The sequence below is a fragment of the Pelagibacterium halotolerans B2 genome (assembly GCF_000230555.1).
Classification (GTDB): Bacteria; Pseudomonadota; Alphaproteobacteria; order Rhizobiales; family Devosiaceae; genus Pelagibacterium; species Pelagibacterium halotolerans.
In genome coordinates, this window is sequence record NC_016078.1 from 2,697,955 (window position 1) to 2,718,676 (window position 20,722).

General features: G+C 60.8%; 21 protein-coding genes, 2 tRNA genes and 1 pseudogene. 6 read left to right on the forward strand and 18 right to left on the reverse strand.

Going from position 1 to position 20,722, the window contains the following annotated elements; translation table 11 throughout:
* Positions 1 to 228 precede the first annotated feature (228 nt).
* From KKY_RS13125 to cpdR, 16 genes are all read right to left on the reverse strand, one after another.
* Positions 229 to 786, reverse strand: a complete 558-nt coding sequence (locus tag KKY_RS13125; RefSeq protein WP_014131850.1) for a hypothetical protein — start codon at positions 784 to 786, stop codon at positions 229 to 231.
* On the reverse strand, positions 783 to 1,112 hold the full coding sequence (locus tag KKY_RS13130) for a hypothetical protein (RefSeq protein WP_041528768.1): 330 nt from the start codon (positions 1,110 to 1,112) through the stop codon (positions 783 to 785). The genes KKY_RS13125 and KKY_RS13130 overlap by 4 nt, the downstream gene beginning before the upstream one ends.
* Positions 1,109 to 1,891, reverse strand: a complete 783-nt coding sequence (locus KKY_RS13135; RefSeq protein WP_014131851.1) for a metallophosphoesterase — start codon at positions 1,889 to 1,891, stop codon at positions 1,109 to 1,111. Before KKY_RS13135 ends, KKY_RS13130 begins: the two co-directional genes overlap by 4 nt.
* Positions 1,888 to 2,511 (reverse strand): hypothetical protein, encoded by a 624-nt coding sequence (locus KKY_RS13140; RefSeq protein ID WP_014131852.1) that lies wholly within the window; start codon positions 2,509 to 2,511, stop codon positions 1,888 to 1,890. Before KKY_RS13140 ends, KKY_RS13135 begins: the two co-directional genes overlap by 4 nt.
* Entirely contained in the window at positions 2,508 to 2,750 is a 243-nt protein-coding gene (locus KKY_RS13145) for a hypothetical protein (RefSeq protein ID WP_041528769.1), read from the reverse strand. The genes KKY_RS13140 and KKY_RS13145 overlap by 4 nt, the downstream gene beginning before the upstream one ends.
* A gap of 17 nt (positions 2,751 to 2,767) precedes the next feature.
* Entirely contained in the window at positions 2,768 to 3,088 is a 321-nt protein-coding gene (locus tag KKY_RS13150) for a DUF6634 family protein (RefSeq protein ID WP_014131854.1), read from the reverse strand.
* A 1-nt stretch (position 3,089) separates the two neighbouring features.
* Positions 3,090 to 4,670, reverse strand: a complete 1,581-nt coding sequence (locus tag KKY_RS19675) for an AAA family ATPase (RefSeq protein WP_014131855.1) — start codon at positions 4,668 to 4,670, stop codon at positions 3,090 to 3,092.
* Between the two features lie 220 nt (positions 4,671 to 4,890).
* Positions 4,891 to 5,283 carry a hypothetical protein gene (locus KKY_RS13160; protein ID WP_014131856.1) on the reverse strand — a complete coding sequence of 131 codons (393 nt, stop codon included), beginning with the start codon at positions 5,281 to 5,283 and terminating at the stop codon, positions 4,891 to 4,893.
* Positions 5,280 to 5,510 carry a helix-turn-helix domain-containing protein gene (locus KKY_RS13165; RefSeq protein ID WP_041528770.1) on the reverse strand — a complete coding sequence of 77 codons (231 nt, stop codon included), beginning with the start codon at positions 5,508 to 5,510 and terminating at the stop codon, positions 5,280 to 5,282. Before KKY_RS13165 ends, KKY_RS13160 begins: the two co-directional genes overlap by 4 nt.
* Positions 5,500 to 5,973: a hypothetical protein gene (locus tag KKY_RS13170; protein ID WP_158308079.1), complete on the reverse strand. Its 474-nt coding sequence runs from the start codon at positions 5,971 to 5,973 to the stop codon at positions 5,500 to 5,502. Before KKY_RS13170 ends, KKY_RS13165 begins: the two co-directional genes overlap by 11 nt.
* A 63-nt stretch (positions 5,974 to 6,036) precedes the next feature.
* Positions 6,037 to 6,960: a hypothetical protein gene (locus KKY_RS13175; protein ID WP_139305152.1), complete on the reverse strand. Its 924-nt coding sequence runs from the start codon at positions 6,958 to 6,960 to the stop codon at positions 6,037 to 6,039.
* Between the two features lie 270 nt (positions 6,961 to 7,230).
* On the reverse strand, positions 7,231 to 7,425 hold the full coding sequence (locus KKY_RS20350) for a hypothetical protein (RefSeq protein ID WP_014131858.1): 195 nt from the start codon (positions 7,423 to 7,425) through the stop codon (positions 7,231 to 7,233).
* A 2-nt stretch (positions 7,426 to 7,427) separates the two neighbouring features.
* Entirely contained in the window at positions 7,428 to 7,685 is a 258-nt protein-coding gene (locus tag KKY_RS13180; RefSeq protein ID WP_139305153.1) for a hypothetical protein, read from the reverse strand.
* A 61-nt stretch (positions 7,686 to 7,746) separates the two neighbouring features.
* Positions 7,747 to 7,821, reverse strand: a tRNA-Val gene (locus KKY_RS13185).
* A gap of 209 nt (positions 7,822 to 8,030) precedes the next feature.
* A tRNA-Val gene (locus KKY_RS13190) sits at positions 8,031 to 8,105 on the reverse strand.
* A gap of 287 nt (positions 8,106 to 8,392) precedes the next feature.
* The gene (gene cpdR / locus KKY_RS13195) at positions 8,393 to 8,764 is read right to left on the reverse strand and encodes a cell cycle two-component system response regulator CpdR (RefSeq protein WP_014131860.1); all 372 of its coding nucleotides are present in this window, start codon (positions 8,762 to 8,764) and stop codon (positions 8,393 to 8,395) included.
* 166 nt (positions 8,765 to 8,930) lie between these two features.
* Here cpdR and KKY_RS13200 point away from each other — a divergent pair, with 166 nt between their 5' ends.
* Both KKY_RS13200 and hisN read left to right on the forward strand, forming a co-directional pair.
* A complete protein-coding gene (locus tag KKY_RS13200) occupies positions 8,931 to 9,818 on the forward strand; it encodes an N-formylglutamate amidohydrolase (protein WP_420850714.1) in 888 nt (295 codons plus the stop codon).
* A gap of 284 nt (positions 9,819 to 10,102) precedes the next feature.
* Positions 10,103 to 10,918, forward strand: coding sequence for a histidinol-phosphatase (gene hisN / locus KKY_RS13205; RefSeq protein ID WP_139305155.1), 816 nt, complete (start codon positions 10,103 to 10,105; stop codon positions 10,916 to 10,918).
* A 218-nt stretch (positions 10,919 to 11,136) separates the two neighbouring features.
* On the opposite strand, the gene KKY_RS13210 is transcribed toward hisN, so the two are convergent.
* Positions 11,137 to 12,117: an alpha/beta hydrolase gene (locus KKY_RS13210; RefSeq protein ID WP_014131863.1), complete on the reverse strand. Its 981-nt coding sequence runs from the start codon at positions 12,115 to 12,117 to the stop codon at positions 11,137 to 11,139.
* 371 nt (positions 12,118 to 12,488) lie between these two features.
* On the opposite strand from KKY_RS13210, the gene KKY_RS13215 reads away from it, so the two are divergent.
* The 4 genes and pseudogenes from KKY_RS13215 to KKY_RS13225 all read left to right on the forward strand — a co-directional run bounded on the left by KKY_RS13215 (position 12,489) and on the right by KKY_RS13225 (position 19,491).
* Positions 12,489 to 12,941: an Hsp20 family protein gene (locus tag KKY_RS13215; RefSeq protein ID WP_014131864.1), complete on the forward strand. Its 453-nt coding sequence runs from the start codon at positions 12,489 to 12,491 to the stop codon at positions 12,939 to 12,941.
* A gap of 479 nt (positions 12,942 to 13,420) precedes the next feature.
* Positions 13,421 to 17,383 carry a glutamate synthase large subunit gene (gene gltB / locus KKY_RS13220; RefSeq protein ID WP_014131866.1) on the forward strand — a complete coding sequence of 1,321 codons (3,963 nt, stop codon included), beginning with the start codon at positions 13,421 to 13,423 and terminating at the stop codon, positions 17,381 to 17,383.
* Positions 17,278 to 18,054, forward strand: a pseudogene (locus KKY_RS21030) (GltB/FmdC/FwdC-like GXGXG domain-containing protein); the annotation flags it as partial. The gene gltB and the pseudogene KKY_RS21030, both read left to right, overlap by 106 nt.
* A gap of 12 nt (positions 18,055 to 18,066) precedes the next feature.
* Entirely contained in the window at positions 18,067 to 19,491 is a 1,425-nt protein-coding gene (locus KKY_RS13225; RefSeq protein ID WP_014131868.1) for a glutamate synthase subunit beta, read from the forward strand.
* 49 nt (positions 19,492 to 19,540) lie between these two features.
* On the opposite strand, the gene KKY_RS19680 is transcribed toward KKY_RS13225, so the two are convergent.
* Positions 19,541 to 20,695, reverse strand: a complete 1,155-nt coding sequence (locus tag KKY_RS19680; RefSeq protein ID WP_014131869.1) for an SGNH/GDSL hydrolase family protein — start codon at positions 20,693 to 20,695, stop codon at positions 19,541 to 19,543.
* Positions 20,696 to 20,722: the final 27 nt, after the last annotated feature.

A 20,722-nucleotide genomic window follows, 5' to 3' on the forward strand; every position in this document is an offset into this window, starting at 1 on the left:
GAAAGAAACCCTTCCGCAACTCATTTTAACTCAAGCAACCATGTAGCGCTGAAAAACGTATCAACTTCAAGGGCTTGCGAATCCGCTATTTCAACGCTTTCGCACCGCCCCATTTCGGTCACAAAACCACACGTAAGGAAGCCTACTGACAGGCCCGATTTCGACCCGCACCTGACACCCATTTGCGTAGCGCGACCGGGTTCAGCGGTCGTCTCCAAGGTCGGATTTTTAGCGCTTTCGGTACTTGTCGATCGCGGCTTCGATGGCATCACGATCCTGATAATCGAGCCCCGACATTTCTACGCCGACATCGACGATCTCGCGTTCGAGCCGCTCGATTTCGGCCGACAGTTCCGCGATACGATAACGCATGGCTTCGCGGGCGACGTGATACACTGTGTCGCGATCGGAATCGAATTCGACGGTCGATTCCTTGATCATCTCCATTTCTTCATCAGTGAGATCTTCGACGCCGATAGCTCGCCGCGGCAGCCCCTCGAGCACGAGTAGCTGCCCGAGCGCATTTCGCGTCTCCGCAGCCAGCTCTTCATATTCGTCGAGCTTGGCTTCCAGGATTTCGCGCACCGGCCGGTCGTCGCCACCCGTCTGATCGACGATGATCAATTCCGGCTTGCCATCGCGCCGGATCAGTGCACCCCGCGAGTCGCATTCCCATCCCGCGTGAGCGATGTCGAACGTTGAGACGATCTCGATGTTCTCGCCTGGATAGCGATCGGCGAGGGTTTCGATGGCGTGCTTGAGTGCGCCTTCATTTGCCCATGTCATCGTTCTTGCTCCTGCTCCCGCATCCATGCCTCTACCGCCCCCGGCGTCCTCCTCAGCCTCGCAAGACCGTCATACGAATCTGGCCACCACACGAACCCGTCGGCGTCCCAGATCGCGAAGTCGAAGATGTGCCCGTCCGGCGTCGGACCTGGGTGCTCGGCCCACTCGTCGTCTGGCTCGTCGAAGAACCGCATTTGCTCGAGTGCGGTCTGCAAATTCGGGACCGCAATCTCCGCAAACTCGTCATCGATCCGCACGCATGCGCGGATGATTTCAGTTCCTCGGCGGCGCAGGGGAGCAATGAATTCCCAGCCGGTCTTGCTCAAAATGTCACCTCCAAGACATAGCGATCATCGAACCCTCGCTCGCCGTCATACCCTCGGGGATTGCAGACCACCCTTGAGCCGCCGACGAGATAGTCCCGCCGCCAATGCAAATGCCCATGGATCCACAACTGCGGGCGATATCGATCCATCAGGCCGCCCAGGTCGCTGGCAAAACTACCGTCCGACGGGTCGGGGAAATTGGGGTCGTCGAGCGAAAGTCTGTGCGGCGCATGGTGTGTCACGACGACCGTCGGGCCATCGAATTCTTTCGCCAGGCGCCGGCCGATCGTCGCCCGGTGATCGCGATGCCATGCCAGCGTATCGGCCGGCCGCAGCCGCCTCAGTCCGACATCGATGGAGCGGTAATCGGGCATCGCATGACGCGCCCAGATCTGCGCCGTGGCGAGGTCGATCGGATCGGCGCCAGCGACTTCAAAATCCGTCCACAGCGTGGCGCCGATGATGCGCACGCCGCCGATCTCAGTAGTTTCGCCGCGCGCCAGGACACTGACGCCCATCGCCTCACAATCGCGGATCACAGCGTCCAGGGCTGCATGCGGATTGATGCACGCGTAGAAATCATGATTACCGGGCACCCACAGAATCGGGACATCGATCCCGCGTTGCCGCTGCCGATCGAGCCAGTTGAATCCGTGCGTGAAGCCGTCGGCGATATCTCCGGCAATGACCAACAAATCGGCCTGGGGCGGCGGATCGGGCAGATCGAAATCGCGGTGCCGACCGTCGACATGCAAGTCGCTCATGATCCAAATCTTCATTCGAAACCTCCCTCTGCTGCGTGTGCATCGCAAACCGTGCGGTACCATTGCCCACGCTTCCGAAGCCGACCAGGCGCACCGCAGTCTTCACAAATGAACTCCGACAGCCATTCCGCGACGGACACCATTTCATCCGTTCGTTCGTCGCCAGCATCGTGATAGACCTGCAGCCCGCCGAACTTTTCCTTCAGCTGACTTGTGTGCCAGAAGCCGTCGTAGTGCTCCGACAGCCACCCCGACATGCCAATCAGGAGATCGCACCAGCCCGATGCGCACTCGGGAATGCTCTCGATGAAAGCGTACTCGTCGCGGATAGCTCGCCACCAGTCCCGCGGCATCGGCAAGGACCGCAGGCGGGTATGGTCCCAGTGACGGCTTCGAGCATTGATGACGCGACGCACCAGCTCGACGACGTCCTGGCGTTGCGGCATCCAAACGCCTTTGGAATGAGTAGATCGACCTGCGGGAACGCCGGTGATAAAGAGATCGACGAGCCCCTCGGATTCGTGCCATGTCGCCGGCAACACAATCATGTCTGCGCATGCCGGATCGTTCGCAAATGCCGCCGCAAGAATGGTTCTGGCTTCGTCGGTCAGGTGGATTACGCTCATATCCGTCATGCCGCACCTCCTGACATCAGCCGCTTCATTTGCCAGCGCTTGAGATTGTGCCGGTATCGCCATGCCGCATCGCTGTTGCCCGCAAAAAGGTCCACGAGGCCAAGCATGCGCGGGTCGAGGTCGGTAAGCGCGATGGTCGCGCAGAGCTGCACAAGCAGCCCGCGCCCGTGGACGGATTGATGGAAGAGGGAGTCGCGAAGGGCCTCTCGGACCTCGCAGATTTGGAGATGATGGCGCACGATGATCTCCTTTCATGTCAGTGCGTTGCGCGGGATTGCGCGAAGGCCTGGGAAAGCGATTTTCCCAGTCGGTAGTAGCGAGAGACGGTCCGAGCCCAGGTCCGATCGGTCGGCATGTAGAGCAACGGCGAGGTCGTGCAGTGGCCGTCATCGAGCGTCGGATGTCCGGAGACCGACCCGGCGAGATAGACCACGCCACGGCCGGCATCGTGCACGGTCCAGAGGTCGAGAAGCGGCGCGTTTTCAAGATCGGCAGGCGACGGTTCCAGGCCCTGCTTGATGCGTTTCAGCGCCTCAAGACCGGCCTCGACATGTGCGCGTGTCAGAAATATTGCCATGTCATGCCCTCCCCATGAGGCTGTCTCGAGCGGAAAGTGTACCCTCAATTGCCCGGCGTAGTTTGCGCAACGAACCGCCAGGCCAAGCCTCGCGGATCACCCCCATCTCGTCGTCGGCAAGCGGTGGATACCAGCGCTCATCGACGCCGCGATCGCGTGCGATATCGCGAATGATCTGCTTCGACAGCGGTCCGATATGCTGCCAGGTCGGCTCAGGCATTCTGATGATGCGCATGCGATCGCGCAGGGGATCTGGGATCGTGTCGACATCGTTTGCCGTCGCAAAGTGCGAAATCCAGCTCAGATCGACAGTGACTTCGAGCGCGGGATCCCTGATCGCAGCAGCTTGCGAGCGCTCGAGCATCGGCAGCAAAGCATCGAACGCGCTGCCGTTGTGACGGCTGTCTGATGCTTTTTCGATCTCGTCCCACACGATGACGCCGTTCGCGAATCCGCTCCGCTGGATAAGCTGGAGGGGGACGCTTGGACGCGATGTAGACCACTGCGCCGATGTCCCCATCGCGCTGCCATCGGCCATTCCACCCATGGAAAAGACCTCGCACGGAAGCGAAAGCTGGGCTGCGATGGCGCGCAGAAGCGCCGTCTTCCCGGACCCGGGCTTACCGACAAGGCACATCGGTCGGAAGCGGATCCGCTCGTCTGATGCCAGGTCGAAGAGGATGGAATCGATGACGTCGCGGGCATGCGGCCACTTCGCCACGAGGACTTCGAAATGCAAATCAATGGGTCCACGGTCGACAAGCGGCAGCGGCTTGCCAGCGATGCTCTCGAACGCCTTCCTCGAGTCCTTCTGCCCGCCGACGCCCTTCGACAACGCGGGCACGACGACGACGCCTGGGCGATCGAAATCGAGATCGGGCCCAATTTCAGCGCGGTCCTCTTCGAGTGCTTGGAGCTTCTCGAAGAGCGACTTCTTGCTGTCATCCTGGATATCGTGGAGAGCATCGGGATGCTCAGTGAGCCAGACATCAGCTTGCCGATACGCGTCCACGTCACGGCCAAGTTCGAGCAGTCGCTGCATGCCGAGGGCCTGCGCGCGATTGAGATAACGTCGAATTGAGCGCGATGGCCCGATCAGCCCGAGCGTCGTTGCATGACGCAACATCTCGCCGTATCTGGCATCGAAGAGCACGCTCTGGCGCTCGCGAAAGAGGCGCTGGACTGCCGCTTCAGTTGCGTCATCGTCATAGCCATCGCGCTCCGTATCGGCGCACGCGATATACAAATCGCAGCGTGCGACATCGCTGAAGCGTCCTCGGATACCGAAGATCTCTCGGCAAAGCTCGAGGACGGGTGCCGAGCCGTCCGAAATGGCTTGCTCAATGATCTCACGCTCGGCTTCGCTAAGGATGCGGTTGTGAAGGATGGATGCGAAAAACCGGATCCGGTCGGTGACCATTGAGTTGGCGCACCAACACCCGTGGATCAGAATTTCTTCCAATGCAGGCAGGTCTCCCGCAAGGATTTCGGCGCCCCTATTCTTGAGTGCGCGCATGGAATCGACGTCGATTTCTTCGAGCGCGGCAAGCTGCCGGCCCGTGTCCGTGGTTTCCTTCGTCAATGTGTTGATGTTTTCAGAGCCTTGTGGGCGTCCGCACGATTACGGTGTCGCCCCAAGGTGCGCCGCCGGCAGCAGGTGCTCCGACGTCCCAGGACGGCGCATCAAGCAAATTTTGGGCGCACCGTCTAGATGTGCGGTTTCGAAATGATTAACGCGCGGTCGAAGGGAAGGATTGCATTCGATCGTTATAGCCAGATTGCGGGATGGCTATAAAGCTGGCTTATGCCGCTTCGGATTGCAGCTCCCGTGAGCGCTTCATGACCAGGTTCTCACGCCGATCGAGGGCAGCATCGCGCGAAAAGCTGGCCTCGATTTCACGATACACTACCCGCTCGGCCAACATGATCTCCTCGACTTTCTCGGCAAGATTAGAGTTCCGGACGAAGAGTCCATCGACTTCGCCGCGAACTGTCGTCGTTGACTTTGCGATTTCGAATAGGCGTTTGCCGATCTCGCTCAGCTTCCCCGTCAATTCGCGCCTTTGAATGGCCAGCGCTTCACTGCGGTCGAAGAGATCGTCTTGCTCGGCGTTGATGGCCTGTCGCTTACGTTCGATGGCATCAATTTCGGAGCGGATTTGGTCAGCGTTCATATGCTTGATTGCGGTTTTCATGGCTTCATCTCCATATAGGGGGGCAGGAAATCGGGTGGCACTCCGTGGCGCTCAAACATTAGCAGCAGGCGACCGATCCATGGGGGGATTTCCCTCTGACCGGATTCGTATCTGCGGATCGTCACCGACACCGTGTTCTCGGCGCCGGTGTACCCGATCGCGCGGCCCAGCTGGAGCGTCGAAAGGCCGAGCTGGTGGCGGATGAGCTTCATTTCGTTACCGTTCATTGACCCCCCTCAGCGCCGTGACGAGATCCGCGTCATGGGGTACTCGGGTCCCGCGACAGTTGTAGCCATAGCAGTAGTTACCCCACGTAGAACCGTCGAGACCGTCGTAGATGACGCCATAGAGCCATTCGCCGTCTGATATGACGTATTCGCGGTAGCCACTGCCGCCATTGTCCCAGATGATCTCGCCCGTGGGCACGTGACCGATCGCGGGTCCGGGTTCGCCAGAGAAAACAGTATACTTGGCGGCTGCGCACCGGCGCGACGCCTCGGATTTCTTCCGGCGCTCGTCCTCGCGCGCCTCGAGCTCGACCATCTCACTATCGTCAGCCGGGCGCAGGTGGACGCGCTGCACGTACTTACCCTCCCAGCCCGGCTGGCCGCCGACGGAGCCGATGTCGTCATCAGCCTCGAATGCGTTGCCCAGCTCCTCGACGACCATGGCGCGACCGGCGATCCGCACGATGTCACCAACATTGTGCTTGCCATCGAGAGCGATGATCTGGGGGCGGCGCGGCGTTGCCGTCTACGTGTTCCCTTGCGATGGCGTATTCTGCGTGAGGACAGGAGCGCTCTTGTGAGCAGGATTGCGTAGATTCTCGTCGATTTCGATTAAGCGATCGAGGAGTGCATCCCGCTGATCGTGACGCATTTTGCCCCTCCAAACATTCATCAACGAATCCCATTTCATGCGTCGCCCACGGCAGGCGTTGATAACGTCGCTATCGTATTCGGACGCGACAGTGATTTCGGTACCACTCTCTGACCAGCGAATTTTCCGCATGCTGCTGGCACGGCTGAGACGCGCCTCATTCGCGTCGTTCGCGGCCTCGGCCTCACCAGCAATTCCCGCGAGCGCCTTGCGGAGGGCAGCTCGATATTTTGCCATCACGACCCACACACGACGATCACGATCCCAACGGGAGGTCGGCACTGACTTGATAGCGTCCTTGATCGCGGGATCGAACGGAGACACAACGGCGATAGAGCCATCGGGCCGCACGGTGACGGTTACCCCGGGGATTACCGGCCAATTCTCCTCGCTCGCCGCCCGTGCATCGGCCTGAGATTTTGCGACCAGTTTCTCAAATTTTTCCGTCATCGCGGCCGGAACAGCCCAAGAACTGTTTGCCGGATTCCAGTAAGCGCCCAGCCTCTTAATGGCCGGAACCATGCTCTTCGGTGGGCGACTGATATAGTAGCCGTTGGCCAAATGGGTCACGCCGTAATCGCCACCCTTGGGCAGACCATTTTCTGGGCACCCATCGGCAAGCCAAGCATCGATCGTTGCGGCAAGGTCATCGGCGCGCTTTGGCGAAATCGTCCACTGCCGATTGCGCAGGTAGGTAGCACCGCACTCGACGAGGATTTTTTGAACGGCAGGGGCGAAACCGATCTGCTGGTCGAGATCAAACAATTTACCCTGAGGGTGATCGGAAATCGAATACATCGTCATTCTCCTGTCGGCGAGGCCCAATGCCTCTTGCCTTCTCTATGAAACGTAGCCAAATGGCTACGTCAACGCCCCGTTAGCGATTTATTTTCAGTGCGCGGAAACGTCCCGAATCCGTGCGTGGAGTCACGTTCACCGGGATCGGTGCAAACATCAACGAATTGATTTTTCCAACGTTAAAGCGCGTTAACTTTCAGATCGGCCCCGTCGCCCCTTATGTGCAAAAAATATTGAAAGGCGCCCGCTTATGTGGAGATTTTATTGAAATCAGCCCGACCGCGGCGGCTTATGTGCACGAATCTCGCGCCGCCCATCTTCCCGAACGAAGACGAAATTCCCTTTCGCATCCAAGCCACACGCGCCTGGCTGCCGACCGATGCGGCGCATTTCCTCGACCTCCTCAGGAGACGGGCGGCGCAGGGAAAGCATGAGTTCGGCGGGGGTGGGGTCGGTGTCGGACATGGTTATGACATCCACCACCACACCACGGCGCCGCCGACGAAGGCGCCGATTGTGAACCACTGCCACTTCAGCTCGCGCAGAGCCTGGGCCCGATTCCATCGATCGAATTTTCGATCCTGTGTCTCCTCGTCATCAACCGTCGGATCGATGCCCGCACGGTAATCGATGTCGAGCTCAATAGTGCCGTCCGGATGCGTGTACGATCCCCAGAAGCGGGTCAGGAACCAGCGTTTGATGTACTGCATCGCTGACAATCTCATGGGCATCCCTCCCGGTTGGAGGATAGCGCAATGGATCAATGTCGTCGATGGGAGGGGAAGATGGTGGGAGTAACTGGGATTGAACCAGTGACCCTTCGCGTGTGAAGCGAATGCTCTCCCGCTGAGCTATACTCCCATCCGCGCTATTCGTACCACAGTTCGTACCAGGTCAACGCAAACCTGTTCATTTTCAATAGCTTAGCATCATGACAGCATTGCCGTGTGAAGGCAGTGCTCTCCCGCTGAGCTATACACCCGCTTGGCATGTCCATCGGAAAACTGCGACGGTGCCCGCAAAAAACGCCTTGCTTGCAAGGCAGTCCCGGACACGCCGGGGAGAAAGAATGGTGGGCGTAACTGGGATTGAACCAGTGACCCCTACGATGTCAACGTAGTGCTCTCCCGCTGAGCTATACGCCCACTCTTTCTTGAAACCGCGTCCCGCCAATGGCGAAGCGCAGGGCGGATACACCACAAAACGCCGGTCGCGGTCAATAGGCTTTTGCCGTTATTTGAAGCTCTTGTGACCCATTGCGCCCATGGGCACCCTACGCCTCCCACCACCGTCATCCCGGGCGAAGACCCGGGACCCAGTAAGCGCCAGCGCTGGCGGTTCTGTCTCAGGTGCCGAGTGTACTGGACCCCGGCTCGGGGACCGGGGTGACAGCCCGGTGGAATGGGAAAGGACAACGCCCTGCCAACGCAGACTAAGCGGCCAGCAGCCGCTCCACTTCCCCCACCAGTTCGCGCAGATGGAAGGGCTTGGAGAGCACCGATGCCCCCTTGGGCGCTTCGCTGTCGGGGTTGAGCGCCACGGCGGCAAAACCGGTGATGAACATCACCTTGAGATCCGGGTCGAGTTCGGTGGCGCGCCGCGCCAGTTCGATCCCGTCCATTTCCGGCATCACGATATCGGAAAGCAGCAGCGTGAAGGGTTCCTCGCGCAGCCGCTCATAGGCCGATTTGCCATTGTCGAACGCCACCACGTCATAGCCGGCATTCTTGAGCGCCCGGGTCAAAAACCGGCGCATGTCGGCGTCGTCTTCGGCCAGCAGAATCCGGTTCAACGATTGGCTCATGAAAGGTCCCAGTGTCTTTGTTCCAGCCGCAACTGGTCTGATTCGCATGTTTTACGAAAGCTTTGGCCCATGCAACAGTCACAATCGCCTCATCCCGCTTTGCTCTTGTGGACAAGCGCCTTCCCGCGTTGCAAACTTGGATTTCAATCATCGGGCCATCAAGGGGTTGGGCGTGCAATCAGACTATTCCGACAGACCTGCCTTTGAAACCGTCCGCCCCCGGCGTCAGGTCGCCCCCATCATCGTCAATTCGTCCCATTCGGGCCGCGATTATCCCGAGCGGTTCCTCAAACTCTCCCGGCTCAACGAAATGGCCATCCGCCAGTCCGAAGACGCCTGGGTCGACGAAATCTTCCTGCGCGCGCCTCATATGGGCCTGCCGCTTCTGCGCGCCAATTTCCCGCGCGCCTATCTCGACGTGAACCGCGAGCCCTATGAGCTCGACCCGAAAATGTTCCGCGAGCCCCTGCCCGAACATTTCAACACAAATTCGCCCCGCATCGCCGCTGGCCTTGGCACCATCGCGCGCATCGTTTCGGAAAACCGCCCCATCTATCGCGAGCGCCTTGCGCTCGAAGACGCGCTCATGCGCATCGAGGGCATCTACAAGCCCTACCACAAGACCCTGCAGACCCTTTTGAGCGAAACGCTTGGCCATTTCGGCGTCGCCGTGCTCATCGATTGCCATTCCATGCCGCGCCTCAATCGCGGCAACGACCGCACGGCGCCCGACGTCGTGTTGGGCGACCGCTACGGCACCACCTGCGCGCCGGTGCTCATCGATACTGTCGAAGCGGTGTTTGCCGGCGCCGGCCTGAAAGTCGCCCGCAACCGCCCCTACGCCGGCGGACACACGATCCGCGCCTATGGGCGCCCCCAATATGGCATCCATGCCATCCAGATCGAATTTTCCCGCCACCTCTACATGCACGAAATCACCCTGCAAAAGCATCAGGGCTTTTCGGCCATGCAAAAGCTTGCCGAAACCCTTCTGGCAACGCTTGTGCGCTTCGATGCGGTCTCGCTGGCCCGCACGCAACTGGCCGCCGAATAGCCGTAAGACATTCTGGGGGAAAAGAGTGGGCCGCTCTGGGCGGCCCAAGTCAAGGGAGGAAACATTGGCAGTTCATAAGAAACGGCGAGAGCCGAAAGAGCTGCCAATCCATCATGCAATATCGTGCTTGAACCTTTTTTCATCAAAGCGCAAGTCCGCCAAAGGGATGATGTATGCAATCGGCATGCGCTGTTGCAAAAAGGAATCACTTCTGTAAAGCCCTTGTTAACCAAGCCGGATTTGCAACCGTTTACACTCGTTTTCCTGCAAGATTTTGGATGTCCATGACAATTTCGTCACCAGCCGGTCTTACGGACCAGGCCATCGCCCAAACCCTGATCGCCGGCGCCGACGCCGCGCGGACCTCGACCTTGGGACGGTTCAGAACTCAACTTGCTGTGGATAACAAGTATTCCGTCGGTTTCGACCCGGTCACCGAGGCCGACCGTGAGGCCGAAACCCGGATTCGCGAAGTGATCGCTGCCCGTTTCCCCGATCACGGCATCATAGGCGAGGAATGGGACACAAAGGACACGGCAACGCGGTTCAACTGGATCATCGATCCCATCGACGGCACGCGGGCGTTCATCTCGGGCGTGCCGGTGTGGGGTACGCTGATCGGGCTCACCCATGAGGGCAGGGCCATCGCCGGGCTCATGGAACAGCCCTATGCCGGCGAACGCTGGCTCGCGGTTGGGGGCAGGCTCGAACACACCCATAACGGCCAACCCATCCCCGCTGCGGTCAGTAATGTCACCAGACTGTCGCAGGCCCGCACCAGCACCACCAACCCCGACATGTTCCGTGGCCCCCACCTTGCGGCCTGGACCGCGATAAGCGAACGGGCGCTGCAGGTCCGTTACGGGCTCGATTGCTACGCCTATTGCCTTCTGGCCTCCGGCCATATCGACCTTGTCGTCGAAGCGGGCCTCAAGGACGTCGACATCGCCCCCTTGGTCCCCATCATCGAAGCCGCCGGGGGCATCGTCACCACCTGGGACGGCGGCCGCGCCGAACAGGGCGGCACCTGCATCGCCGCCGCAACCGAACAACTGCACGAAGAAGCAATGCGCGTCCTGCGCGACGCCATGCTGGATTAAACAGTCGGGATAGCTTGGATCGAGGGTGTGTGGACAGTTAGGTCAGGGTGAGCCGAAAATGGCGGTTTTCGAGAGTGATGACCGGTTATCGAAGGTCCGGTGGACCTTCGATAGGGAAGAACGCCCGGCGAGCTTGAGCTCACGGGCTATGAGCGGAGCGTACTTTTGTACGTGAGCACCGGAAGCGCAGAAAGCTGCCATTTGCAGGCCACCATCACCTAACTGCCCGCATACCCCGTCTGCTCGGTCACGAACGCATCAAACGCCGCAAAAACCTGTTCGCGGATCGGGTCGGCTTCCATGAACAACTCGTGGCGCGCACCACCGATCACCACATGATGCCCGGCCCGCAGCCGCAGCCCCAGGGCTTCGGTCGCGCTGGTCTCGACAACGCTGTCGAGTGCCGCCGCGCAGATGAACACGGGGATCTTGAGCCGCGAGGGGAAATCATCGCCATTGGCTTGCCGCATCGCGGCCAGCGACGATCCGATCCAGCCCAGCGTGGGAAGCCCGATGGCCAGATCGGGTCGCGCCTTCAATATTTCCACGCTGCGCATATAGCGCGCCCTGTCCGAGGTCAGCGGATTGCCCTCAAACCCCGCTTCGGTCTGCGCCCTGTCCTCGCGCCGGCCCACCGGCATCGTGGACAGTCCCAAAAACCGTGCCGCATCGACCAGCCGCGACGACCATTTGAGTGAAAAGGGCAGCCCCGACAGGCTGACCATGGGCGAGGACAAGAACACCCTGTCAAACATCAGCCGGTCGCGGGTCGCGGCTAAAAGCCCGATTAATCCCCCCGTCGAATGCCCGACCAGATAATAGGGCGGCGGGCAATCGGGCAGGACGATCATTTTGTGAAAATCGTGAAGGTCGGTCCAATAGTCGTCGAAATCTTCCACGTGCCCATGGCGCCGGTTGCCGATCAGCCGGTCCGACCCGCCCTGCCCGCGCAGGTCGAACGTGGCGACGGCAAATCCGCGCTTCTGGAAATCGCTTATGGTCTCGAAATATTTCTCGATGAACTCGGTCCGCCCCTGCACCAGAACGATAGTGCCGCGCGCGCCATCACCGAGCTTTGGGAAAAGACCGTATCGCAGCCGCACATTGTCGCTGGTCGAAAAAAAGCCCGACCGGGCACCTTTGGGGATCCGATTGGTTTCGAGGTGGACAAACTCATGTCCAGTGGGCGTCGCGTCCATGTGCACCGAGGGTCTATTGGGCGTCACAGCGACAATAGCGGGGGTTCGTAAACGATGCGACAATATCGCGAGAGCGATGCGCAGACGCCGTTGCGGGGGGCGGTGAACGGCGCCTGCGCTTTGTCATGACACCGTTTCCGGCATCACATGCGCCTTTCTAGCCCACCCCGCCTGACCGCTCGCTGAGTGGCTCGTTCATATTCAATTCAGCCGGCACTTTTCCGCCTCTTGAACAGCAAAATTGCGGTTCCTATCTTTGTGCTGTCCGCCGGATGACCCGGGGACGCCGCCGGAAACCGCTCGCCTCGAAAGGGAGCTTCATCCCGGCAGCATGGCTAAACGTTCTTGCTACAATCAGGAGAACACTGAAAATGCAACGTCTTGATTTTTCACCCTTCTACCGTTCCACCGTCGGGTTCGACCGCCTGTTTTCGCGCCTCGACACCCTGGTCGCCGAAGACGCCAAATCCTACCCGCCCTACAATATCGAGCGCACCGGTGAGGACACCTACCGCGTGACCATCGCGGTCGCCGGTTTCTCGGCGGGTGATATCGCCATCGAGACCAAGGAAAACAGCCTTCAGGTCAAGGGTTCCCGCGCGCCGGGCACCAATGAAAAGCGCGAATTCCTCCATCGCGGCATCGCCGAACGCGCCTTTGAATTGCGCTTCCAGCTTGCCGAACATGTCGAGGTCTCCGGCGCTTCGCTCGAAAACGGCCTGCTGCACATCGATCTGAAACGCGAACTCCCCGAATCCAAGCGTCCGCGCCAGATCGAGATCGCCAGCACCACCCAGACCATCGAAGACAAGACCGTCAACTAACGTCCTGACCTTCTCTCCTCCGCAACGTTGAGACGGGCGCCCGGTAAAAATGCCGGGCGCCCGTTTGCCATTTTAGGCTCATCATCCTAAAATCGGCCTGTTGCCCTTGCTGCTGCGCAAGAAATCTGCGAGTGTCGCGCGAATTTTAGGGCAGCATTGCTGTCCATTATTGACAAATGACAGGCGATCCTTCACACAGAGACTGTGCTAAGGAGTCTCCTGGCAGAAAATCGCAGCATCGACCGTCTCCCGGACCGGTCTGCGTCGCTGGTCAAAGCCCGCCCGCTAAGAGGAGGTGCGGCCCGGCGGAACCCGATTGAAGGGTTCATTTGAGCGGCCATTTGGATGCAGCGCCGCTCCAGTGTAAATAGACCGGTCTGCTCACCCGAGCCGTACATTGATCCTTGTACGACCCGAACGAGCGACCTGCACGGACGGTGATTTGGCTTACCTTCCGTTAACTTTGGCGAGGACCTGATATGGGCGAAATGGAAAAGCATTTGATCGAGGCGGCTGCGGCACTTCCGGGCACCACTGCGACCAAACGCAATGCCGCCCAGGGTCTTTACGACCCGGCCAACGAGCACGATGCCTGCGGCATCGGCATGATCGCCAACATCAAGAACGCCAAGAGCCACGAAGTGGTGCAGAAGGGGCTCGAAATCCTCGAGAACCTCGAACACCGCGGTGCGGTCGGCGCCGACCCGCTCATGGGCGATGGCGCGGGCATTCTCGTCCAGATTCCGCATGCCTTCTTCAAGAAGGTCACCGATTTCGATCTGCCCGAGGCCGGCCAATACGCGCCGATCATGATCTTTTACCCCAACGACACCGCCCTGCGCGATCGTTGCGCCGACCTCGTGCGCAAGACGATTGCCGCCGAAGGCCTTGAGATTCTCGGCGAACGCGTCGTTCCCTTCGACAATTCCGCGCTGTCCGAAGGCGTCATCGCCACCCAGCCGATCATCGAGCAGATGTTTGTTGCCCGCCCCGAAGGGCTCGACGATATCGATGCCTTCGAGCGCAAGCTGCTCATCACCCGCAAGGTGATTTCCAACACCCTCTATGGCGAAATCCCCGAGGTTCAGGACGATAACGGCTTTTACATCGTCTCGATGTCGGCCCGCACCATCGTCTATAAGGGCATGTTCCTGGCCGACCAGCTCGGCAAGTTCTATCCCGATCTCCACGACACCCAGTTCGAAAGCGCCATCGCTCTGGTTCACCAGCGTTTTTCGACCAACACCTTCCCCTCCTGGAAGCTGGCCCACCCATACCGGATGACCATCCACAACGGGGAAATCAACACCATCCGCGGCAACGTCAACTGGATGGCGGCCCGTCAGGCCTCGGTGGCCTCGCCCAAATTCGGTGACGACATCACCAAGATCTGGCCGATTTCCTATGAGGGCCAGTCCGATACGGCCTGTTTCGACAACGCCCTCGAATTTCTCGTGCGCGGCGGCTATTCGCTGCCCCACGCCGCCATGATGCTGATCCCGGAAGCCTGGGCCGGCAATTCGCTGATGGATGAAGAGCGTCGCGCCTTTTACGAATATCATGCAGCGCTCATGGAGCCCTGGGATGGCCCCGCCGCCATGTCGCTTTCCGACGGTCGCTATGTCGTCGCCACCCTCGACCGCAACGGTCTGCGTCCCGCCCGCTACCTTGTGACCAAGGAAGGCCACGTCGTCCTCGCTTCGGAATCGGGCGTCCTCGATATCCCCGACGAAGACGTCGTCGAGCGCTGGCGCCTGCAGCCGGGCCGCATGCTGTTCATCGATCTCGAAGAAGGCCGCATCGTTTCCGACGACGAGATCAAGAAGGCACTGGCCGGCAAGAACCCCTATGCCACATGGCTCGCCAAGACCCAGATCGTGCTTGAGGATCTTCCCGAAGCCGAACCCAAGGCCCCCGCGACCACCGAGAGCCTTCTCGACCGCCTTCAGGCCTTTGGCTACAGCCAGGAAGACGTCAAACTCCTGATGGCGCCCATGGCGACAACGGGCCAGGAAGCCGTCGGCTCGATGGGCACCGATACCCCGCTTTCCGCGCTCTCGGACAAGCCAAAGCTGCTCTATACCTATTTCAAGCAGAACTTCGCGCAGGTCACCAACCCGCCCATCGACCCGATCCGCGAGGAATCGGTGATGAGCCTTGTCTCCTTTATCGGTCCGCGCCCCAATCTGTTCGACCTTGAAGGTCTTTCGACAACAAAGCGCCTCGAAGTGCGCCAGCCGATCCTGACCAACGAGGATCTCGAAAAGATTCGCGCGCTCGGCGACATGGCCGACAACCAGTTCCATACCGCGACCCTCGACATCACCTACGATGCCACCAAGGGCACCGCAGGCATGGAAGCTGCGCTCGACGCCCTGTGCGAACGCGCCGAATCCGCGGTCCAGAACGGCTACAACATCATCATCCTGTCCGACCGCCTGGTCGCCGCCAACCGCATCGCCATCCCGGCGTTGCTGGCGACAGCCGCCGTCCACCACCACCTGATTCGCAAGGGCCTGCGTACGTCCTCGGGCCTGGTGGTCGAAACCGGCGAAGCGCGCGAAGTCCATCACTTCGCGGTACTGGCCGGCTACGGCGCCGAGGCGATCAACCCCTATCTGGCCTTCGAGGCCCTCGCCGCGCTGCACGCCGAAGGCGAGTTCCCGTCCGAGGTCGATGCCAATGAAGTCATCTACCGCTACATCAAGTCGGTGGGTAAGGGGCTCTTGAAGATCATGTCCAAGATGGGCATTTCGACCTACCAGTCCTATTGCGGCGCCCAGATTTTCGACGCGGTCGGCCTCTCGACCGAATTCGTCAAGCGCTTCTTTTTCGGCACCGCCACCACCATCGAAGGCGTGGGACTGCCAGAGGTCGCCGAGGAAACCCTGCGCCGCCACACCCTGGCTTTTTCCGACGATGCGGTGTTGCGCAAGAGCCTCGAAGTGGGCGGCGAATACGCTTTCCGCATACGCGGCGAAGCCCATGCCTGGGGGCCCAACACCATTGCCGACCTCCAGCACGCCGTGCGCTTGAAGGGCGATACCCCCGAGAGCGCCCAGGAGCGTTATGATGCCTTTGCCCGCGCCGCCAATGGCGAGAACGCCGCGCATCTGACAATCCGTTCGCTGTTCGAGATCAAGCCCCTGGGCGAGCCGATCGATATTTCCGAGGTCGAGCCCGCCGAAGCCATCGTGCAGCGTTTTGCCACCGGCGCCATGAGTTTCGGGTCGATCTCGCGCGAAGCGCACACCACCCTCGCCATGGCCATGAACAAGATTGGCGGCAAGTCCAACACCGGTGAAGGCGGGGAAGACCCCGAACGCTTCAAGCCGTTGCCCGACGGCGCCATGAACCCCCAGCGCTCGGCCATCAAGCAGATCGCCTCGGGCCGGTTCGGCGTCACGACCGAATATCTGGTCAATGCCGACATGCTCCAGATCAAGGTCGCCCAGGGCGCCAAGCCCGGCGAAGGCGGCCAGCTTCCCGGTCACAAGGTCGATTGGGTCGTCGCCAAGACGCGCCATTCGACGCCGGGCGTGGGCCTGATTTCGCCCCCGCCGCACCATGACATCTATTCGATCGAAGATCTTGCCCAGCTCATCTACGATCTCAAAAACGTCAACCCCGAGGCCGACGTCTCGGTCAAGCTCGTCTCCGAAGTGGGCGTGGGCACCGTCGCCGCAGGCGTTGCCAAGGCGCGCGCCGACCACATCACAATTTCGGGCTATGATGGCGGGACGGGTGCCGCTCCTCTGACCTCGCTCAAGCACGCCGGCGGACCGTGGGAAATCGGGCTGGCCGAAACCCACCAGACCCTTGTGCTCAACCGTCTGCGCTCGCGCGTCGCCCTTCAGGTCGATGGCGGTTTCCGCACGGGCCGCGACGTCCTTATCGGTGCGTTGCTCGGTGCCGACGAGTTCGGTTTTGCCACCGCCCCCCTGATCGCGGCAGGCTGCATCATGATGCGCAAGTGTCACCTCAACACCTGTCCGGTCGGCATCGCGACGCAGGACCCGGTGCTGCGCAAGCGCTTCAAGGGTACGCCCGAGCACGTCATCAACTATTTCTTCTTCGTTGCCGAGGAGCTGCGCAAGCTGCTTGCCGCAATGGGTGTCCGCACCCTCAACGAAATCACACGCCGGAGCCGATCGGCGGGGATTCGATCCATCACACCGAATTCCAGAACCATCACCTCGAAGCCGTGCTCGACCGCACGCTCATCGCAAAGGCGCGCAACGCCATCGATACCAAAGAGCCGGTCCAGTTCGAAATGCCGATCCGCTCGCTCAACCGTTCGGCCGGCGCCATGCTCTCGGGCGAAGTCGCCAAGGCGCACGGTCACAAGGGCCTGGCCGAAGATACAATCTCGGTCACCCTGCGGGGCACCGCGGGCCAGAGCTTTGGCGCGTTCCTCGCCAAGGGCATCAGCTTCGATCTGATCGGGGACGCCAACGACTATGTCGGCAAGGGGCTTTCGGGCGGCCGTATCGTCATCCGTCCTTCGGAAAAGGCGCAGATCGTGCCCGAGGAATCGATGATTGTGGGCAACACGGTCCTCTACGGCGCCATCGAGGGCGAATGTTATTTCCGCGGTGTCGCCGGTGAACGCTTTGCCGTGCGCAATTCGGGCGCCGTCGCCGTCGTCGAAGGCACGGGCGATCATGGCTGCGAATATATGACCGGCGGTGTGGTCGTCGTCATCGGCAAGACCGGACGCAACTTTGCCGCCGGCATGTCGGGCGGCGTCGCCTATGTCCTCGACGAGGAGGAAACCTTCCGCTCCCGCTGCAACCTGGCCATGGTCGATCTCGAACCGGTGGCCGAGGAAGAAGAGCTCATGCGCAAGATCCACCACCATGGTGGCGATCTCGAATGGCATGGCCGGGTCGACGTTTCCGGCGACATGACCAAGCATGACGACGAACGCCTCTTCCAGCTCATTTCCAACCACCTGCACTATACCGGCTCGTCGCGCGCCAAGCATATCCTCGATCATTGGGAGGAGTTCCGGCCCAAATTCGTCAAGGTCATGCCGGTCGAATACCGCCGGGCGATGCAGGAAATGGAAGATTTGCGCACGGGCCGCTCGCGCCCGACCGCAGCAGAATAAAGGAGAAAGCCAATGGGTAAGGTAACGGGCTTTCTTGAAATAGATCGCCAGGAACAGCGCTACGAGCCCGCCTCGGACCGCGTTCGGCATTATCACGAGTTCACCATCCCGCTCACCGAGCCGGAAGTGAAAAACCAGGCCGCGCGCTGCATGGATTGCGGCATCCCCTATTGCCACGGCGATACGGGCTGCCCCGTCCACAACCAGATCCCGGACTGGAACGATCTCGTTTATCAGGACGATTGGGAAGAGGCCTCGCGCAACCTCCATTCGACCAACAATTTCCCCGAGTTCACCGGCCGAATCTGCCCCGCCCCGTGCGAGGAAGCGTGCACGCTCAATCTCGAGGACACCCCCGTCGCCATCAAGACCGTCGAACAGGCCATTGCCGACAAGGCAATCCGCGGCGGTTGGGTGCGGCCCCAGATCGCCGAGAAGAAGACGGGAAAGAAAATCGCCATCGTCGGTGCCGGCCCCGCCGGTCTCGCCGCGGCCCAACAGCTCGCCCGCGTCGGTCACGACGTCCATGTCTATGAGCGCGAGCCCAAGCCCGGCGGCCTGCTGCGTTACGGCATTCCCGATTTCAAGATGGAAAAGGGCCATATCGATTTCCGACAGGCCCAGATGGAAGCCGAAGGCGTGATCTTCCATTTCGGTGAAAATATCGGGGTCACCCGCCAGTTCTCCGACCTGCAGGCCAATCACGACGCAGTCCTTCTCTGCGGCGGCTCGGAATTCCCGCGCCATCCCGGATGCGAGGGCACCGAATATGCCGGCGTCCACTACGCCATGCCCTATCTGGTCCAGCAGAACCGTCGCAATGGCGGAGAACCCGTGACCGACGAACCCATCCTTGCGTCGGGCAAGAATGTGGTGGTCATCGGCGGCGGCGATACCGCATCGGACTGCGTGGGCACCGCCTTCCGCCAGGGCGCCGTCTCGGTCACCCAGCTCGACATCCGCCCGCGCCCGCCCGAAAAGGAAGACAAGCTCACCTCATGGCCCAACTGGGCCGTCAAGATGCGCACCTCCTCCTCCCAGGCCGAAGGCGCGAACCGCGAGTTTCAGGCGGGCACCGTCGAAATCGTTGCCGACGAACGCGGCCACGTCTCCGGCGTTAAATGCGCCCGCGTCGGCACCGATCGCCAGCCGATCGAAGGAAGCGATTTCATCCTGCCCGCCGAACTTGTGCTCATGGCCATCGGCTTTGCCCACCCCATCCATGAGGGCATGCTCGAACAGCTTGGCGCCAGGCTCGACAAGCGCGGCAATCTGTTTGCCGACACGTTCAGCTACAAGACCACTGTGGATGGCGTTTACGCCGCCGGCGACATGCGCCGTGGCCAGTCGCTCGTCGTCTGGGCCATACGCGAAGGCCGTCAGGCCGCCCGGGCCATCGATCTCGACCTGATGGGCGAAACGGCGCTGCCGCGCTGATTGGTTCGATTGGAAATAAAAAAGCCTCGGATAGTCTCCGGGGCTTTTCTTACCGCCCGCCGGGGTTTTCGATTTCGACAGCGGCCTTGCCCAGCCCGAATGCATCCACTCGTCCGGCCGGCGCATCGAGCATATCCTCGAGCGCGAAGCTGCGTGTTCCCGCCGTCGTCTGGCCTGCGATTATGAGGTCGCTTGCCCGCTGCGTGGTTCCGCCAAGATCCTGCACGAAGCTCGCCATCTCGACGAGACGCATCTGCTCGAGCCCCTGATAGGGTGGTCGGATCATCCCGCCGGCGTCGGTGCCGGCAAGAAGATCGGTAACTTCGGACGTGCTGCCCGAAAGACTGACCCTTCCGCCTCCGGTCGCCCCCATCGCCCTGTCGATATAAAAGGCGAGCTTGTCGGCACCCGCCGCGGAAAAATGGATGCCATCGCCCTTTCGCATATCGACGATGTTGCCGTTGAGATCGGGCCCATCGACGCTGTAGCCGCCATCTTCGCCCAGATACCGGTCATAGGTCTCCACCCAGGCCCCGCCCGAATCGTTTACCGCAGCCTTGTGGATCGAGGAAATCTGCGCCATGGCAGCGCCATAGCTCGGTTGCTGCATAGGCGGTAGTTCGAGCCAGATCACCTGCTTTCCCGCCGCATTGATATCGGCGAGAAAGGCATCGAGGCGCGCGCGATAGGCGCTGCGCCAGGCATCGGACAGCGCCTCGGCCCCATTGAGCGCCTGGCGATCGTTGATCCCGATCGCCACCACCGCCACATCGAAACTGTCGGCAACAAGTTCATCCTCGATGGCCGCGTTCCAGTCGAAAAAATCGTCGCGCACGAAGCCCGAGGATCCCACCGCCTGTTCGCTGACCACAACCTCGGAATTGCCCGCATAGAATCGCTCCAGAGCCCGCGCCAGATCGACAGCCAGCGAATCTCCAAATACCGCCACCCGGCGCGCATTGTCCGACTTTTCAATTTCGGGCGATCGGGACGCATCGGGCTGCGCCCTGGGCGCCGAAGGGGCCGACGGTTGTGGCTGAGCGCGCGGCTGGGACGTCACGGGCGGCTGAGGCTGTTGTTGCTCGTTCTGCGAGCCGAACAGCACCTCGAACAGCGTGCGCGTCGTCCTTTCCTGCGCCACGACGCCGGACGTGGCAACGAACGTCAGCACAACAAGTGTCAGAAACCTTGCCAGCAAGCTCATGACCCGCTTCTAATCCAAATCCCGCGC

What these genes read in the sequence shown, in the direction of transcription:
- KKY_RS13150 (WP_014131854.1), bottom strand. Translation starts at nt 3,088, where the DNA reads ATGGCAATATTTCTGACACGCGCACATGTCGAGGCCGGTCTTGAGGCG.
- KKY_RS13210 (WP_014131863.1), bottom strand. Translation starts at nt 12,117, where the DNA reads ATGGACGCGACGCCCACTGGACATGAGTTTGTCCACCTCGAAACCAAT.
- KKY_RS13165 (WP_041528770.1), bottom strand. Translation starts at nt 5,510, where the DNA reads ATGAACGGTAACGAAATGAAGCTCATCCGCCACCAGCTCGGCCTTTCG.
- gltB (WP_014131866.1), top strand. Translation starts at nt 13,421, where the DNA reads ATGGGCGAAATGGAAAAGCATTTGATCGAGGCGGCTGCGGCACTTCCG.
- KKY_RS13225 (WP_014131868.1), top strand. Translation starts at nt 18,067, where the DNA reads ATGGGTAAGGTAACGGGCTTTCTTGAAATAGATCGCCAGGAACAGCGC.
- KKY_RS13175 (WP_139305152.1), bottom strand. Translation starts at nt 6,960, where the DNA reads ATGTATTCGATTTCCGATCACCCTCAGGGTAAATTGTTTGATCTCGAC.
- KKY_RS13215 (WP_014131864.1), top strand. Translation starts at nt 12,489, where the DNA reads ATGCAACGTCTTGATTTTTCACCCTTCTACCGTTCCACCGTCGGGTTC.
- KKY_RS13160 (WP_014131856.1), bottom strand. Translation starts at nt 5,283, where the DNA reads ATGAAAACCGCAATCAAGCATATGAACGCTGACCAAATCCGCTCCGAA.
- KKY_RS13140 (WP_014131852.1), bottom strand. Translation starts at nt 2,511, where the DNA reads ATGACGGATATGAGCGTAATCCACCTGACCGACGAAGCCAGAACCATT.
- KKY_RS19680 (WP_014131869.1), bottom strand. Translation starts at nt 20,695, where the DNA reads ATGAGCTTGCTGGCAAGGTTTCTGACACTTGTTGTGCTGACGTTCGTT.
- hisN (WP_139305155.1), top strand. Translation starts at nt 10,103, where the DNA reads ATGACAATTTCGTCACCAGCCGGTCTTACGGACCAGGCCATCGCCCAA.
- cpdR (WP_014131860.1), bottom strand. Translation starts at nt 8,764, where the DNA reads ATGAGCCAATCGTTGAACCGGATTCTGCTGGCCGAAGACGACGCCGAC.
- KKY_RS13135 (WP_014131851.1), bottom strand. Translation starts at nt 1,891, where the DNA reads ATGAAGATTTGGATCATGAGCGACTTGCATGTCGACGGTCGGCACCGC.
- KKY_RS20350 (WP_014131858.1), bottom strand. Translation starts at nt 7,425, where the DNA reads ATGTCCGACACCGACCCCACCCCCGCCGAACTCATGCTTTCCCTGCGC.
- KKY_RS13180 (WP_139305153.1), bottom strand. Translation starts at nt 7,685, where the DNA reads ATGAGATTGTCAGCGATGCAGTACATCAAACGCTGGTTCCTGACCCGC.
- KKY_RS13125 (WP_014131850.1), bottom strand. Translation starts at nt 786, where the DNA reads ATGACATGGGCAAATGAAGGCGCACTCAAGCACGCCATCGAAACCCTC.